At 71.6% G+C, this 14,376-nt stretch carries 13 protein-coding genes and 2 tRNA genes; 8 read left to right on the top strand and 7 right to left on the bottom strand.

Features of this window, described 5'->3' with window-relative positions:
- Nucleotides 1–21 precede the first annotated feature (21 nt).
- Nucleotides 22–876 carry an SOS response-associated peptidase gene (locus tag ACIGA3_RS27145; protein WP_399720621.1) on the bottom strand — a complete coding sequence of 285 codons (855 nt, stop codon included), beginning with the start codon at nucleotides 874–876 and terminating at the stop codon, nucleotides 22–24.
- 50 nt (nucleotides 877–926) lie between these two features.
- Between ACIGA3_RS27145 and ACIGA3_RS27140 the strand changes: the two genes are divergently transcribed.
- The 4 genes from ACIGA3_RS27140 to ACIGA3_RS27125 all read left to right on the top strand — a co-directional run bounded on the left by ACIGA3_RS27140 (nucleotide 927) and on the right by ACIGA3_RS27125 (nucleotide 4,472).
- Nucleotides 927–1,649, top strand: a complete 723-nt coding sequence (locus ACIGA3_RS27140; RefSeq protein ID WP_399720619.1) for a M50 family metallopeptidase — start codon at nucleotides 927–929, stop codon at nucleotides 1,647–1,649.
- Between the two features lie 70 nt (nucleotides 1,650–1,719).
- Complete coding sequence (gene aroA, locus ACIGA3_RS27135) at nucleotides 1,720–3,036, top strand: 3-phosphoshikimate 1-carboxyvinyltransferase (RefSeq protein WP_399720616.1); 1,317 nt, start codon at nucleotides 1,720–1,722, stop codon at nucleotides 3,034–3,036.
- 17 nt (nucleotides 3,037–3,053) lie between these two features.
- Nucleotides 3,054–4,064 (top strand): ribosome small subunit-dependent GTPase A, encoded by a 1,011-nt coding sequence (gene rsgA, locus ACIGA3_RS27130; protein ID WP_399720613.1) that lies wholly within the window; start codon nucleotides 3,054–3,056, stop codon nucleotides 4,062–4,064.
- An 84-nt stretch (nucleotides 4,065–4,148) separates the two neighbouring features.
- Nucleotides 4,149–4,472, top strand: coding sequence for a DMT family transporter (locus ACIGA3_RS27125; protein WP_399720610.1), 324 nt, complete (start codon nucleotides 4,149–4,151; stop codon nucleotides 4,470–4,472).
- Nucleotides 4,473–4,480: 8 nt separating this feature from the next.
- Here ACIGA3_RS27125 and ACIGA3_RS27120 read toward each other — a convergent pair whose 3' ends face one another.
- On the bottom strand, nucleotides 4,481–5,086 hold the full coding sequence (locus ACIGA3_RS27120) for a TetR/AcrR family transcriptional regulator (RefSeq protein ID WP_399720607.1): 606 nt from the start codon (nucleotides 5,084–5,086) through the stop codon (nucleotides 4,481–4,483).
- Nucleotides 5,087–5,249: 163 nt separating this feature from the next.
- On the opposite strand from ACIGA3_RS27120, the gene hisN reads away from it, so the two are divergent.
- The 3 genes from hisN to ACIGA3_RS27105 all read left to right on the top strand — a co-directional run bounded on the left by hisN (nucleotide 5,250) and on the right by ACIGA3_RS27105 (nucleotide 7,156).
- Entirely contained in the window at nucleotides 5,250–6,044 is a 795-nt protein-coding gene (gene hisN / locus ACIGA3_RS27115) for a histidinol-phosphatase (protein ID WP_399720604.1), read from the top strand.
- Nucleotides 6,045–6,253: 209 nt separating this feature from the next.
- Complete coding sequence (locus ACIGA3_RS27110) at nucleotides 6,254–6,631, top strand: cyclic nucleotide-binding/CBS domain-containing protein (RefSeq protein WP_399720601.1); 378 nt, start codon at nucleotides 6,254–6,256, stop codon at nucleotides 6,629–6,631.
- A gap of 108 nt (nucleotides 6,632–6,739) precedes the next feature.
- On the top strand, nucleotides 6,740–7,156 hold the full coding sequence (locus ACIGA3_RS27105; RefSeq protein ID WP_399720598.1) for a Fur family transcriptional regulator: 417 nt from the start codon (nucleotides 6,740–6,742) through the stop codon (nucleotides 7,154–7,156).
- Between the two features lie 112 nt (nucleotides 7,157–7,268).
- Here the strand turns inward: ACIGA3_RS27105 and ACIGA3_RS27100 are convergent.
- From ACIGA3_RS27100 to ACIGA3_RS27085, 4 genes are all read right to left on the bottom strand, one after another.
- A tRNA-Met gene (locus tag ACIGA3_RS27100) sits at nucleotides 7,269–7,342 on the bottom strand.
- Between the two features lie 71 nt (nucleotides 7,343–7,413).
- Complete coding sequence (locus tag ACIGA3_RS27095; RefSeq protein WP_399720595.1) at nucleotides 7,414–9,246, bottom strand: tetratricopeptide repeat protein; 1,833 nt, start codon at nucleotides 9,244–9,246, stop codon at nucleotides 7,414–7,416.
- Nucleotides 9,247–9,451: 205 nt separating this feature from the next.
- A tRNA-Met gene (locus tag ACIGA3_RS27090) sits at nucleotides 9,452–9,525 on the bottom strand.
- Between the two features lie 42 nt (nucleotides 9,526–9,567).
- Complete coding sequence (locus ACIGA3_RS27085) at nucleotides 9,568–12,444, bottom strand: UPF0182 family protein (RefSeq protein ID WP_399720944.1); 2,877 nt, start codon at nucleotides 12,442–12,444, stop codon at nucleotides 9,568–9,570.
- A 157-nt stretch (nucleotides 12,445–12,601) separates the two neighbouring features.
- Between ACIGA3_RS27085 and ACIGA3_RS27080 the strand changes: the two genes are divergently transcribed.
- A complete protein-coding gene (locus ACIGA3_RS27080; protein ID WP_399720592.1) occupies nucleotides 12,602–13,150 on the top strand; it encodes a PPA1309 family protein in 549 nt (182 codons plus the stop codon).
- 84 nt (nucleotides 13,151–13,234) lie between these two features.
- Here the strand turns inward: ACIGA3_RS27080 and ACIGA3_RS27075 are convergent, their stop codons facing one another.
- Complete coding sequence (locus tag ACIGA3_RS27075) at nucleotides 13,235–14,332, bottom strand: PDZ domain-containing protein (RefSeq protein ID WP_399720589.1); 1,098 nt, start codon at nucleotides 14,330–14,332, stop codon at nucleotides 13,235–13,237.
- Nucleotides 14,333–14,376 lie beyond the last annotated feature (44 nt).

Genomic DNA, 14,376 nt, shown 5'->3' with positions numbered 1-14,376 from the left:
GAATCAGAAGAGGGGGTCAGGTCAGAAGAGTGTGCCCTCCTCCGGCCCCTCCAGCTCCTTCAGCAGCTCCGGGCCGTTGTTGCGGACGTTGCTGACGGCCGTGGGCACCGGGTAGGCCCGCATCAGGCCCTCGGGCGGCGGGGCCAGCAGCTCCCGCAGCTCCTCGGGGTCGGTGCGAGCGGGGTCCAGCCAGGCGTCCCAGCGGTCCGGGGTGAGCATCAGGGGCATCCGGGGGTGGATGTCGGCGAGCGAGCCGGGGCCCTCGGCGGGGGCGACGGCGAGCGGGCTCCGCTCGGCCTCGGTGGTGATCACCGAGCAGGTCGCCCACCAGGCGCCGGGGTGGTCGTCGGGCAGGGTCGCATCGCGCCAGAACTCGTACAGCCCGGCCATGGCGAACACCGAGCCGTCGGCGGGGAGCACGAAGTAGGGCTGCTTGCGGGCCCGCTTCTTCCTGCCCTCCACCTCCAGATCGCGCTCCTGCTCACCGGTGACCCACTCGTAGTAGCCGTCGGCGGGCAGGATGCAGCGGCGGGCGGCGAAGGCGCGGCGGTAGGCGGGCTTCTCGTGCACGGTCTCCGCGCGGGCGTTGATCATCCGGGCGGCGCCCTCGGGGGTCTTGGCCCAGGACGGCACCAGTCCCCACTTCAGCCGGCGCAGCTGGCGAACCGGACGGCGGTCGGCGGCGTCTTTCAGCGGACGGTCCAGGACGGCATGGACCTCCTTGGTGGGGGCCACGTTGTAGTCCGGAGCAAGGGTCTCCTGGGGTTCCGGGGCCCGGCCGCCCCCTTCCGCCGGGGCAGGGGGGACCCCCACCTCGATCCCGAAGACTCCCGCGAGATCCTCTGGGCTACGACTGGCCGCATACCGTCCGCACATACGAGCCACAGTGCCAGAGTCCGTCCGACGACAGGGAGCCACCCGCAGACATGGACAGCAACACGACCACCGCGCTGCCCGATCTCTGGGACCGGCTCAGCGGCACCCAGCCCGGTCCCGACCTGTGGGTGGTCCTCGCCACTCTGGCCGCCGCGCTCGCCGTGGTCGCCCCGCACCCGGTGTGGCGGGTGGCCCGGAACGCGATCACCATCGCGCACGAGGGCGGCCACGGGCTGATCGCCCTCGTCACCGGCCGGAAGCTGACCGCGATACGGCTGCACTCCGACACCAGCGGCCTCACCGTCAGCCGGGGCAAGCCGTACGGGCTCGGCATGATCCTCACGGCCGCCGCGGGCTACACCGCGCCCTCGCTGCTCGGGCTCGGCGGGGCCGCGCTGCTGGCCGCCGGGCGCATCACCCTGCTGCTGTGGGTGGCGACCGCCCTGCTGCTGGCGATGCTGGTGATGATCCGCAACGCCTACGGGGTGCTGACCGTGGTCCTGACCGGCGGGACGTTCCTGCTGGTGTCGTGGCTGGCGGGACCGCAGGTGCAGGCGGCGTTCGCGTACGCGGTGGTGTGGTTCCTGCTGCTGGGCGGGGTGCGTCCGCCCTTCGAGCTGCAGGCCAAGCGCAGGCGGGGCGGCGCCGGGGACTCGGACGCGGACCAGCTGTCCCGGCTCACCCATGTGCCGGCGGGGCTGTGGCTGTTCCTGTTCCACGCGGTGTCGCTGTGCTCGCTGATCGGGGGCGGGCAGTGGCTGCTGCGGCTGTGAGGGGCCGCGCGGGCTTCCGGCCGGGTTCGATCAAGATCCGGGTGCGGTCCCAGCCACTAAAGTGGGGCGCATGACCGTGAACCCCGCCCATACCGCCCTCTGGCCCGCCCCCCACGCGACCGGAGCCGTCGACGCGACGGTCCACGTGCCCGGTTCCAAATCGGTCACCAACCGGGCGCTCGTGCTGGCCGCCCTCGCCTCCGAGCCGGGCTGGCTGCGCCGTCCGCTGCGCTCGCGGGACACGCTGCTGATGGCCGGGGCGCTGCGCGCGATGGGTGTGGAGATCGAGGAGGGCGTCGGCCCGGACGGCTCCGGCGAGGCATGGCGGGTGCTGCCGACGGGGCTGCGCGGTCCGGCCACGGTGGACGTCGGCAACGCGGGCACGGTCATGCGCTTCCTGCCGCCGGTCGCCGCGCTGGCCGACGGCCCGGTCCGCTTCGACGGCGACCCCCGTTCGTACGAGCGTCCGCTGCACGGCGTGATCGACGCGCTGCGCGTGCTGGGCGCCCGGATCGACGACGACGGCCGGGGCGCGCTGCCGCTGACCGTGCACGGCGGCGGGGCGCTGGAGGGCGGCCCGGTGTCGGTGGACGCCTCGTCGTCGTCCCAGTTCGTCTCGGCGCTGCTGCTGTCCGCGCCGCGCTTCAACCAGGGCGTGGAGGTCCGCCACACCGGCGCGACGCTGCCGTCCCTCCCCCACATCCGGATGACGGTGGACATGCTGCGCGCGGTCGGCGCCCAGGTGGACACCCCGGAGTCGGGCGGCGAGCCGAACGTGTGGCGGGTGACGCCGGGCGCCCTGCTGGGCCGGGACCTGACGATCGAGCCGGACCTGTCCAACGCCCAGCCGTTCCTGGCGGCGGCCCTGGTCACCGGCGGCAAGGTGACGATCCCGGACTGGCCGGAGCGCACCACCCAGCCGGGTGACCGGCTGCGGGAGATCTTCACCGAGATGGGTGGCTCCTGCGAGCTGACCGAGTACGGGCTTGCCTTCACCGGTTCCGGCACCGTGCACGGCATCGACGTGGACCTGGGCGACGTGGGCGAGCTGACCCCCGGCATCGCCGCGGTCGCGGCCCTCGCCGACTCCCCCTCGACCCTGCGGGGCGTGGCCCATCTGCGGCTGCACGAGACGGACCGGCTGGCCGCGCTCACCAAGGAGATCAACGAACTCGGCGGTGATGTCACCGAGACCGCCGACGGCCTGCACATCCGCCCGCGCCCGCTGCACGGCGGGGTGTTCCACACCTACGACGACCACCGGATGGCGACGGCCGGCGCGATCATCGGCCTGGCCGTGCCCGGTGTGCGGATCGAGAACGTGGCGACGACGGCGAAGACCCTCCCGGACTTCCCGGAGCTGTGGGCCGGGATGCTCGGTAACTGACGGGCGGACTGACGATCATGCGCCGCTACGGCAAGCACACCGACGAGGACGACATCCGCACGCGTCCCAACCGCAAGGGCAATCGGCCGCGGACGAACATCCGGCCCAAGCACGAGGACGCGGCGGAGGGCATGGTCCTCACCGTCGACCGGGGCCGGCTGACCTGCCTGGTCGACGGGCGCGCCATCACCGCGATGAAGGCCCGTGAGCTGGGCCGCAAGGCGGCCGTGGTGGGCGACCGGGTGTCGCTCGTCGGGGACCTGTCGGGCCAGAAGGACACACTCGCGCGGATCGTGCGCATCGGGGAGCGCTCCTCCCTGCTGCGCCGCACCGCCGACGACGACGACCCCTACGAGCGGGTCGTCGTGGCCAACGCCGACCAGCTCGCCGTCGTCACCGCGCTCGCGGACCCCGAGCCGCGCCCCCGGCTGATCGACCGCTGCCTGGTCGCGGCCTTCGACGGTGGCCTGGAACCCCTGCTGGTCCTGACCAAGTCGGACCTCGCCTCCCCGGACAAGCTGCTGGAGCTGTACGGCGACCTGGACATCCCCTACGTGGTCACCAGCCGCGAGGAGCTGGAGAACGGCGACGCCGCCGACCGGGTCCGCGAGCAGCTGGACGGCAAGATCACGGCGTTCGTCGGCCACTCCGGCGTCGGCAAGACGACCCTGGTCAACGCGCTGGTGCCGAAGGACCTGCGGCGTACGACGGGACACGTCAACGCGGTGACCGGCCGGGGCCGGCACACCACGACCTCCGCGCTCGCGCTGCCGCTCGGCGACGGCACGGGCTGGGTGGTCGACACTCCGGGCGTACGGTCCTTCGGGCTGGCGCACATCGAGCCCTCGCGGGTCATCAACGCCTTCCCGGACCTGGTGCCGGGCACGGCGAACTGCCCGCGCGCGTGCAGCCACGACGAGCCGGAGTGCGCGCTGGACGCCTGGGTGGCCGAGGGGCACGCGGGCCAGGCCCGGCTGTACTCGCTGCGCCGGCTGCTGGCCACGCGGGAGCGCCGGGAAGGCGACTGAGCATCGCGTGGTTTGCCGGGGTGCGGGTTCGGTAAGTGCATAATCGCACCGAGCCGGAGATCCGGACCTACGGGAGGACAGCACATGGCGTGGCTGCTGGTCATCGTCGCCGGGCTTCTGGAGACCGGTTTCGCCGTGTGCCTGAAGCTCTCCCACGGGTTCACCCGGCTGTGGCCGACCATCGCCTTCGCGTCCTTCGCCCTCGGCAGCTTCGGCCTGCTGACCCTGGCCCTGAAGAAGCTCGACGTCGGTCCCGCCTACGCGGTGTGGACCGGCATCGGCGCGGCCGGGACGGCGATCTACGGCATGATCTTCCTCGGTGACCTGGTGTCCACCCTGAAGATCATCTCCATCTCCCTGGTGATCATCGGGGTGATCGGCCTCCAGCTGTCGGGGTCGGCGCACTGAGCGAGCCCTCAGAACTGCTCCCGGTGCAGGGCGTGGTGGACCAGGGCCGCGGTGCCGCCCTCGCCCGCCGGTGCCGCCACACAGGACAGGCCGAGCCGGAGGGCGAGTTCACAGGTGAAGGCCAGCTTGGCGGTGTCGGCCGCGGGGGTGCCGGGTGCGGTGAGGACGGCCACGGCCCGGTCGCGCACGATCCGCAGGAAGTCTCCGGGTGCGGGCAGTGGCCCGTCGGCCCGCCGCTGCGCGGGCACGGTGGAGGTGGAGGGCAGGCCGGGCCGGGCGGGCGCGGGCAGCCGTTCGTTCCAGGCGCCGGTGAGCATGGCCCGTACCAGCGCGTTGGCCCGGGCGGCGGTGGCGGTCCACTCGGCGGTGGCGGCGAGCCGGTCGCGGGGGTCGGCGTGGCCGGCGAGGGCGCGCTCCACCCCGGCGAGGTAGCCGTCGGCCTCGCGCCGCATCAGGGCCCTGGCCAGGCCGTCCTTGCTGCCGAACTCGTTGTAGAGCGTCTGCCGGGACACTCCGGCGGCCGCGGCCACGTCGACCATCCGCACCGTCGACCACGGCCGGTTGGCGAGCGCTCTGCCTGCGGCGTCCAGCAGCGATTCGCGGGCTGCGGGCATCTTCGCCTCCCTGGGGCGAGCTGTGGCGCTTAGATTTGACTCGCCCACCAGCCCTGTCAAGGGTTCGGGGGCGTACCGGGGCGCGGTTCGGCCAGGGCGCCGTACGCCGCGCCCGGTCTGCCCCTGGTGGCTTCCGGACACCCCCGGCCGATACGGTCGTCACATGCCGGACTATCTCGACGATCTGCGCCTCGCCCATGTCCTCGCGGACGCCGCCGACGCCACGACCATGGAGCGCTTCAAGGCCCTCGACCTGAAGGTCGAGACGAAACCGGACATGACGCCGGTCAGCGAGGCGGACAAGGCCGCCGAGGAGCTGATCCGGAACCACCTCCAGCGCGCCCGCCCCCGCGACTCGGTGCTCGGCGAGGAGTACGGCGCCGAGGGCTCGGGCCCCCGCCGCTGGGTGATCGACCCGATCGACGGCACCAAGAACTACGTCCGCGGGGTCCCGGTGTGGGCGACCCTGATCTCGCTGATGGAGGCGGGCCAGGGCGGGTTCCACCCGGTCGTGGGCCTGGTCTCCGCGCCCGCGCTCGGCCGCCGCTGGTGGGCCGCGAAGGGCCACGGCGCCTTCACCGGGCGCAGCCTGACCTCGGCGAGCCGTATGCATGTCTCCCGGGTGAGCGACCTGGCCGACGCCTCCTTCGCCTACTCCTCCCTCACCGGCTGGGAGGAGCGGGGCCGGCTCGGCGGCCTCCTGGACCTGTCCCGCGAGGTGTGGCGCACGCGCGCGTACGGCGACTTCTGGCCGTACATGATGGTGGCGGAGGGCTCGGTGGACATGTGCGCGGAGCCCGAGCTGTCGCTGTGGGACATGGCGGCCAACGCGGTCATCGTCACCGAGGCGGGCGGCACCTTCACCGGTCTCGACGGCCGTCCCGGCCCGCACAGCGGTGACGCGGCGGCCTCCAACGGCCTGCTGCACGACGAGCTGCTGGGGCGGCTCGGCGACTGAGCGCGGCCCGGTCGCGCCCGCGCGGCCCGTGCGCCCTCAACTGGCCGCGCGCGCCCTCTTGTTGACCTCCCTTTTACCTGTCACTCTGAAGCCTCCCTCACTTGTGAATTCGTGAATCCGCGCGTGTGCCGCGCGGGTTCCACAGGAGGTGGCTCCATCCCATGCTCACATCCGCGCCCGCACCCGTCCCCACACTCGTCCGAGACGCCATGAGCACGGTGGTCCTCACCATCGGCCCCGCCCACACCCTCCGCCAGGCCGCCGCCCTGATGTCCGCCCGCCGGATCGGCGCCGCCGTGGTGCTCGACCCGGACGCGGGCGGCATCGGCATCCTCACCGAACGGGACATCCTCAACTCCGTCGGTCTGGGCCAGAACCCGGACGCGGAGACCGCGCACGCCCACACCACCACGTCCGTGGTCTTCGCCGCCCCGGCCTGGACCCTGCACGAGGCCGCCCGCGCCATGACGCACGGCGGCTTCCGGCACCTGGTCGTGCTCGACAGGGGCGAGCCCGCGGGCATCGTCTCGGTCCGCGACATCATCCGCTGCTGGGCCCCGGCCCGCGCCCCGGAACCGGCTCTCTGACCCCGCTCCGGCAGGGTTGGCCCGATAATTGGACTCGGTCCAATCCTGCCCTGATTCCAAAATCACACCTGTTCGGGATCTGTTCGGCCCCCTGTTACGCTGGCTGCCATGAGTGACCTTCTGGACCGGCTGCGTGGACGCGGATGGCGGATGACCTCGCAGCGCCGCGTGGTGGCCGAGGTACTGGACGGCGAGCACGTCCACCTCACGGCCGACGAGGTCCACGCGCGTGCCGCCGTGAAGCTGCCGGAGATCTCCCGCGCGACCGTCTACAACACCCTGGGTGAGCTGGTCTCCCTCGGCGAGGTGCTGGAAGTCAGCACGGACCGGCGCGCCAAGCGGTACGACCCGAACGCGCACCGCCCGCACCATCACCTGGTCTGCTCGCGCTGCGGCGCGATCCGTGACGTGCACCCCGTCGGCGACCCGCTCTCCGACCTCCCCGACACCGAGCGCTTCGGCTTCGCGGTCTCGGACGTCGAGGTGACCTACCGCGGCCTGTGCCCGGAGTGCGCGGCCGCCTGACGAACACCCTGCCGCCCCACACTGGGGCGGCATTTTTGATGCGCGTACGACTTTTGATGCGCATACGACTGAGGGCCGGAATCCATTTCGGATTCCGGCCCTCGGCCTTCAGTAGCGGGGACAGGATTTGAACCTGCGACCTCTGGGTTATGAGCCCAGCGAGCTACCGAGCTGCTCCACCCCGCGTCGATGAATATGACACTACGGGACCCATGGCCGCCGAGGCAAATCCATTCCCCCGCGCCCCTCCGCCCAGGTCACGCGGACAGCTCCTCGCGCAGCGCGTCCCGCAGCCGCGCCGCCCGCTCGGCCACCTCCACCGGGCCCAGCTCCACCGCGCGGGCCGCCCAGCGCTGCCCCTCGGCCAGCTCGCCCCGGCGCGCGTACACCAGGGCCAGGCGCAGCGCGGCCCGGCCGTGCCCGGCGTCGGCGGCGCGGGTCCACCACACGGCCGCCTCGGGCTCGCTGCCCTCGCGGGCCAGCAGCAGCCCCAGGTTGAAGGCGCCGTTGCGGGAGCCGGCCTCGGCGGCCGCCCGGTACCAGCGGGCCGCCTCGACCACGTCGCCGCGCGCCGCCGCGAGCATGCCGACCCGCACCTGGGCGCGCCGGTGACCCTGGCCGGCCGCCCGCTCGTACCACTCCTCGCACTCCGTCTTGTCGTGCACGCTCTCGCCCAGCTCGTGCGCGGGCTCCGGCGGACGGCGCGCGTCCAGCACGGTGGCCAGCCGGTACGCGGCCTCCGCGCTGCCACCGCCGGCCGCGCACCGCAGATGGCGCTCGGCGGTCTGCTCGTCACCCTCGCGCAGCCGGGCGATGCCGACCTGGAGGGCGGCCTCGGTGTGCCCGGCTGCGGCCGCCCGCTCGTACCAGCGCACCGCGGCCTCGGTGTCCCGCTCGGTGTGGCGTCCGGCGTGCAGGATGCCGAGGTTGAACGCGGCGTCCACGCTGCCGGCCTCGGCGGCCTTGGAGAACCAGGGCTCGGCGCCGCTGGTGTCGCCGCCCCGGAGCAGCAGAATGGCCAGCGCGTTCGCCGCCTCCCGGTGCCCCGCGTAGGCGGCGCGCCGGTACCACTGCTCGGCCTGGGCGGTGCGGCCCTGCTCGGCGCAGAGCAGCCCGAGGTTGTAGGCGCCGTTGTCGTCCCCGGCGTCCAGCGCGGCCCGGTACCAGCGCTCGGCGGTCTGGGTCTCGCCGCGCTCGGCGTGCAGCGCGCCGAGGGCGTTGGCCGCGTTGCCGTCGCCGTCCTGGGCGGCGCGCAGCCACCACACGGCCGCGCTCTCGGTGTCACCGGCGTCACGCAGCAGGAAGCCGAGGGCGCAGGCGGCGCGGGCCTCGCCGTCCTTGGCCGAGGTCAGATACCAGCGCCCGGCCTCCTTCAGCTCGCCGCGCTTCTCCAGGATGGCGCCGAGGTGCAGCGCGGCCCGGCGGTGGCCGCGCGCGGCGGCCTGGCGGTACCACTGCTCGGCCTCGGCGGACGCCTCCTCCGTGCCGGGCTCCTCCTCGCGCCCGGCGCCGGGCTCGGCGTCGCCGCCGTCCAGGGAGCGGGCGAGGCGGTAGGCGGCCTCTCGGTGGCCGCGTTCGGCGGCGGCGCGCATCCAGTACGCGGAGCGCGAGTCGCCCCGGTGCTCCAGGAGGTCGGCGAGGGCGTAGGCGCCGAGCACATGGCCCTGCTCGGCGGACTGGCGCAGCCAGTACTCGGCGGCGGGTTCGTCACCGCGCTCGCGGTGATGGCGGCCGAGCGCGTGCGCGGCGGCGGCCGATCCGGCGACGGCGGCGATCCGCCACCAGCCGGCGGCCTCCTCGGCGTAGCCGCGCTGGTGCAGCAGGACACCCAGGTTGTTGGCGGCGGGCCGGTCACCGGCGGACGCGGCGGCGCGGAGCTGGGGTTCGGCCGCGTCGAGGTCGCCGCGGCGCAGCAGCATGGCCCCGAGAACGCTGGCGGCCTCGGCGTCTCCGGTGCGCGCCGCCATCCCGAGGCGCACCTCCTCGGCGTCCTCCCCCATCTCGTCCTCGTCGCGGGACGGTTCCTCACCCGAAGGCTGCACAAATCGCCCTGTCTCGAACAGAGTTGCCTTGTCCCCCATAACGTCCATCGTCGCACCACCTGCAACCTGGGTACACCCGGTGTACCGCAGCCCGTGAGGTCACTTCAGCGTTTTGTCGACATGCCCACAGAGAGACAAGTCAAACACAGTTGGCCCAACTCCGGGCGGCGGCGCGGCCGATGAAACGCCCAGCACATGAGTTCGCACATCACGAAGGCCCGGATCTCGATGAGATCCGGGCCTTCGTTTTCAGTAGCGGGGACAGGATTTGAACCTGCGACCTCTGGGTTATGAGCCCAGCGAGCTACCGAGCTGCTCCACCCCGCGCCGTTGTGTTCCAAACTCTATCACGGCGCGGGGCGTGCTCGGTCAGTCGCCGCTGGTCCGGGGCTTGTCCACCTTGGACTGGGCGTCCTCGGCCCGCCGCAGCGCGTCCTGGAGGTCCTTCTGCGCCTTGGCGTAGGCGTCCCAGTCCGGACCGGACTTGAGGGCCTCCTGGCCCGCGTCGTACGCCTTCTGGGCGTCCTGAAGGGCCTGGCGGACCGTCGGGCTGGTGGACGCCGGCGGTTCGGTGGTGCCGGACTCCGGCGGCTCGGAGCCCTTGACCCCGAAGACCTTGTCCAGTGCCTCGTCCAGGGTGTTCTCGAAGGCGGTCCGGCCCTCGTAGGTCACCAGCACCTTGCGCAGCAGCGGGTACTTCAGCGTGCCGCCGCGCACATAGACCGGCTCCGCGTACAGCAGGCCGCCGTCCAGCGGGACGGTGAGCAGGTTGCCGTACTCGACCTGGGAGTGGCCCCGGCTCAGCAGGCTGATCGTCTCCGCGATGGACGGTTCGGAGTTGAACTGGCTCTGGACCTGCTTGGGGCCGTCGACCGTGGTGCTCGTCGGCAGCTTCAGGATTCTGATCTTGCCGTAGTCGCTGGCGCGCGGATCGGAGTCGACGGCCATGAACGCGCTCAGGTTGTCCCGGCCGTTCGGGGTGAAGGTCGTCGTCAGCGAGAAGACCTGCTGCTTCTGGTCCGGCATCTTCATGCTCAGGTAGTACGGCGGGACCGAGTCGTGCGAGTCGTTGCTCGGGTCGTCCGGGACCTGCCACACCTCGCTGCCGCTGAGGAAGGTCTGCGCGTTGGTCACGTGGTAGCGGGTGAGCAGTTCGCGCTGGACCTTGAACAGGTCCTGCGGGTAGCGCAGATGGGCCATCAGTTCCGGGCTGATCTCCGCGCGGGGCTTCACCGTGTGCGGGAACGCCTTCATCCACGTCTTGAGCACCGGGTCGGCCGCGTCCCACTGGTAGAGCTTGACGTCACCGGTGTACGCGTCGACGGTCGCCTTGACCGAGTTGCGGATGTAGTTGACCTGGTTCTGCTGGGCCACCACCGCGCGGGAGTTGTTGGTCGCGGTCAGCGAGTCGGCCGTGGTGTCCCCGAGCGTGGTGCGCGAGGCGTACGGGTAGCCGTTGCTGGTCGTGTAGGCGTCGACGATCCACTGGATACGCCCGTCCACCACGGCCGGGTAGGCGTCGCCGTCGATGGTCAGCCAGGGCGCGACGGACTCGACGCGGTCCTTGGGGGTGCGGTTGTACAGGATGCGCGAACCGTCGCCGATCGCCCCGGAGTAGAGGATCTGCGGCTCGTTGAACGCCACCGCGTACGCGGCCCGGTTGAGCGGGTTGTCGAGGTTGACGCCGCTCTTGCCCGTGTAGCTGGTGGTCTTCTCGCCCTCGTCGTCGGAGTAGTCGATCTCCTTCTGGGGACCGCCGACGATGGAGTACGTGGTGGTCTTCTCGCCGTAGTAGACCTGCTGCTGGTAGGTGCCCAGGTCGCCCTTGGAGGGCAGGTTCTTCTCGGTGAAGACCGGGCGGCCCTTGTCGTCGGACTCGGTGCCCTTGGCGGCGACCACGCCGTAGCCGTGGGTGTAGCGGAAGTGGTCGTTGATCCAGTTGTTCTTCGGGATGCCGCCCAGGTTCAGCTCACGCAGGCCCAGGACGGTGTCCTGCTCCTTGCCGTCCTTGGTGGTGTACCGGTCGACGTCCAGGTTGGTCGGGAAGCCGTAGTAGTTCCGGATCTGCTGGAGCTGCTGGAACGTGGGCGAGACCACGTTCGGGTCCATGATGCGGATGCTGGCGGTCTTGCCGACCTGGTCGCGCAGCGTCGTCTTGTCGTCGGTCGCCGCCTTGCCCGAGTACTCGCTGACCTTGGTGTGGTCGATGCCGTACGCCTCGCGGGTCGCCTTGAGGTTCTTCTGGACGTACGGGGCTTCCTTGGCCTGCTCGTTGGGCTGGACCTGGAACTTCTGCACGATGGCCGGGTAGAGGCCGCCGATCAGGACCGCGGAGAGCACCATCAGGCCGAAGCCGATGACGGGGAGCTGCCAGGTGCGCCGCCACAGGGTGGCGAAGAACAGCAGCGCGCAGATGACGGCGATGAAGAACAGGATCGTCTTGGCGGGCAGATAGGCGTTGGCGTCCACATAGCGCAGACCCGTCCAGTTGCCCGTCGTCTTGAAGTCGCTGGACTTCACCGCGAGGCCGTACCGGTCGAGCCAGTAGGCGATGGCCTTCAGGGACACGAAGATGCCGAGCAGCACCGACAGATGGCCGGTCGCGGCGGCCGAGGCGCGCGAACCGGGGCTGGTGACGCGCAGTCCGCCGTACAGGTAGTGGGTGAGCGCGGCGGCGATCAGCGACAGGATGGCCGTGGCGAAGCCGAAGGCCAGCAGGAAGCGGTACCAGGGCAGGTCGAAGGCGTAGAAGGAGACGTCCCGGTGGAACTGGGGGTCCTTCTCGTTGAAGGACACGCCGTTGACCCACATCAGCCAGGTCCGCCACTGGCCGGCCGCCGAGGCGCCGGCGATGAGGCCGACCAGCGCGGTGACGGCGAGCAGCAGCCAGGTCTTGTACGGCGCGATCCCCATCCGGTACCGGTCGAGGCTCTGCTGTTCCATCGACATGGCGCTCAGCGGGGGCCGCAGGCGGTGCGCGAGCCAGATGTTGAAGCCCACCGCGAGGGCCATCAGCACGCCGAAGACGAAGAACAGCCCGATCTTCGTCCACAGGGTGGTGGTGAACACCGACGAGTAGTGCACCGACCGGTACCAGAGCCAGTCCGTCCAGAAACCGGCGAACATGGTGAAGGTCATACCGAGGGCGGCCAGCACGCCCAAGGTCACGAGCAGGGTCCTCACCCGCCGGGACGGACGGCCCGCCCTGATCCGTGGCCCCGTCGGGCCTCCGCCGCGGTCCGGCATCTGGAAAGCCAAGGTGCGCACCTCGAAGTCGCTGTCGATCCGTCAGGCCCTCGTGTTCGCGGGCCCTTGGTGGCCCCCTGTGATCGCGGGCCCCCACCTATGCAACTTACTCACGGTTTACTCGGTTCCCGTTTTCGGCCGGGAACGAGGCAGGATTGTGACCATGTCCAACACTCCCATGGCGGCGAGCCCGCTCACCCGGGCCGTACTCGAGATCGACGAGTACGCGTCCGGCCTCGGCTGGGACCAGCCGGCCCGCCTCTTCGCCCTCGTCGACACCGCGCGGCTGCGCACCCAGGAACCCTCTCTCGCGGCCCAGCTGGGCCTGGACGAGGAGACCGGTGCCACCGGTCTCACCCCGATCGAGCAGGACGAGGTCCCGGCCGGCAAGCCGCTCGACGAATTCCTCGCCACCATCGCCTGGCCGGACGCGGTGGTCGGCTGCGCGCTCACCGTGGAGCGCCTGATGCTGCCCTCGTCCGTCGACACACAGGTCCCGCAGGGCCTGAGCGACGCGGAACTGGCCAAGTGGGTGTCCGCGCGCCCGGAGCGGCAGGAGGTGCGGATGACGGTCGCGGTGCTGCGTGACGGCAACCGCGAGTCGGCGCTGCGCCTGCGGGAGAAGGACTCCGCCACCGAGGTCCTGACCGGCCCGGACCTGGTGCCGGGTCTGGCCGAGGCGCTGGCCGCGACGTTCGCCGACTGACTCTTCGTACCGCATACGCGCGCGGGGGCGCCCACCGGAGTTCCGGGGGCGCCCCCGCGCGCGTACGGGATGTGTCTGTGGGTCTCAGCCCTTGGTGGTGCACTTCGGCAGGTCGGCGGTGTGTCCCTCGCGGATGTCCTTGAGGGCGTCCAGGGCGTCGCCGATCTTCTTCACCTTGACCAGGGTGAGGCCGCCCGGGGTGTCCTTGGCGGCGGAGGCGCAGTTGTCGGCCGGGGTCAGGAAGTACTGGGCGCCCTTGTCGCGCGCGCCGACCGTCTTCATCTCGATGCCGCCGATGGGGCCGACCGTGCCGTCGTCGTCGATGGTGCCGGTGCCGGCGATGAACTTGCCGCCGGTGAGGCTGCCGGGGGTGAGCTTGTCGTAGATGCCGAGCGCGAACATCAGTCCGGCGCTGGGGCCGCCCACGTCGGCGAGCTTGATGTCGATGGTGAACGGGAAGGTGTGGTCGGTCCCGGCGGAGATCCCGACGATGGCGCGCGGGGCGCCCTTGTCGGCGGAGTCGGCGGTCGTGATCGTCACGTCCTGGGTCTTCGTCGCCGTCCTGTGCGCCTTCTCGGCGGCCGCCTGCTCCTTGGCGGGGACGACGGTGAAGACGACCTTCTGGCCCGGCTTGTGCTTGGTCACCAGCTTGGCCACGTCGGCGGGCTGCTTGACCCGCGTGCCGTCCACGGCCTTGATCACGTCGCCGGCGTGCAGCCTGCCCTCGGCCGGGGAGTCCTTGATCACCGTGGAGACGATCACCCAGGACGTCACCGGGACGCGCAGCTCATTCAGGGCGGCAACCTTGGCGCTCTCCTGGGACTGGCTGAACTCCTCGGCGTTCTCCTGGGTGGACTGCTCCTCGGTCTTGCCGTCCGGGTAGAGCGTGTCGTGCGGGACGACCTTGGTGTCGTGGGCCAGCCAGCCGTAGACGGCCTCCACCAGGTTCATCCGGAAGTCCGCGCTGGTCACCCGGACGGTGGTCATGTTCAGGTGACCGTCGGCCGGATAGGTGCGGTGGCCCGAGACCTGGAGCACCGGTTCGCCGTCGTGGTCCCCGAGCGTGTTCACGGTCGGCCCCGGCGACATCTCCGCGTACGGCACGGGGATGAGCACTCCCGCGCAGAGCAGCGCGATCAGCATCAGGGTGGACGCGAGCATCGTCGCGGTACGGCGTGGCATGGCACGACAGTACGGGACACGTGTGTCAGCGCCCCGTCAGGGCA

The organism is Streptomyces sp. NPDC085596 (assembly GCF_044541565.1).
Classification (GTDB): Bacteria; Actinomycetota; Actinomycetes; order Streptomycetales; family Streptomycetaceae; genus Streptomyces.
Note: the sequence above shows the minus strand (reverse complement) of the source record. Positions and strands in the feature narration are given on the sequence as shown.

Coding starts and splice junctions, on each gene's coding strand:
- ACIGA3_RS27120 (WP_399720607.1), bottom strand. CDS start 5,086: ATGCCCGCAGCCCGCGAATCGCTGCTGGACGCCGCAGGCAGAGCGCTC.
- rsgA (WP_399720613.1), top strand. CDS start 3,054: ATGCGCCGCTACGGCAAGCACACCGACGAGGACGACATCCGCACGCGT.
- ACIGA3_RS27105 (WP_399720598.1), top strand. CDS start 6,740: ATGAGTGACCTTCTGGACCGGCTGCGTGGACGCGGATGGCGGATGACC.
- ACIGA3_RS27075 (WP_399720589.1), bottom strand. CDS start 14,332: ATGCCACGCCGTACCGCGACGATGCTCGCGTCCACCCTGATGCTGATC.
- ACIGA3_RS27140 (WP_399720619.1), top strand. CDS start 927: ATGGACAGCAACACGACCACCGCGCTGCCCGATCTCTGGGACCGGCTC.
- ACIGA3_RS27110 (WP_399720601.1), top strand. CDS start 6,254: ATGAGCACGGTGGTCCTCACCATCGGCCCCGCCCACACCCTCCGCCAG.
- ACIGA3_RS27085 (WP_399720944.1), bottom strand. CDS start 12,444: ATGCCGGACCGCGGCGGAGGCCCGACGGGGCCACGGATCAGGGCGGGC.
- aroA (WP_399720616.1), top strand. CDS start 1,720: ATGACCGTGAACCCCGCCCATACCGCCCTCTGGCCCGCCCCCCACGCG.
- ACIGA3_RS27125 (WP_399720610.1), top strand. CDS start 4,149: ATGGCGTGGCTGCTGGTCATCGTCGCCGGGCTTCTGGAGACCGGTTTC.
- ACIGA3_RS27145 (WP_399720621.1), bottom strand. CDS start 876: ATGTGCGGACGGTATGCGGCCAGTCGTAGCCCAGAGGATCTCGCGGGA.
- hisN (WP_399720604.1), top strand. CDS start 5,250: ATGCCGGACTATCTCGACGATCTGCGCCTCGCCCATGTCCTCGCGGAC.
- ACIGA3_RS27095 (WP_399720595.1), bottom strand. CDS start 9,246: ATGGACGTTATGGGGGACAAGGCAACTCTGTTCGAGACAGGGCGATTT.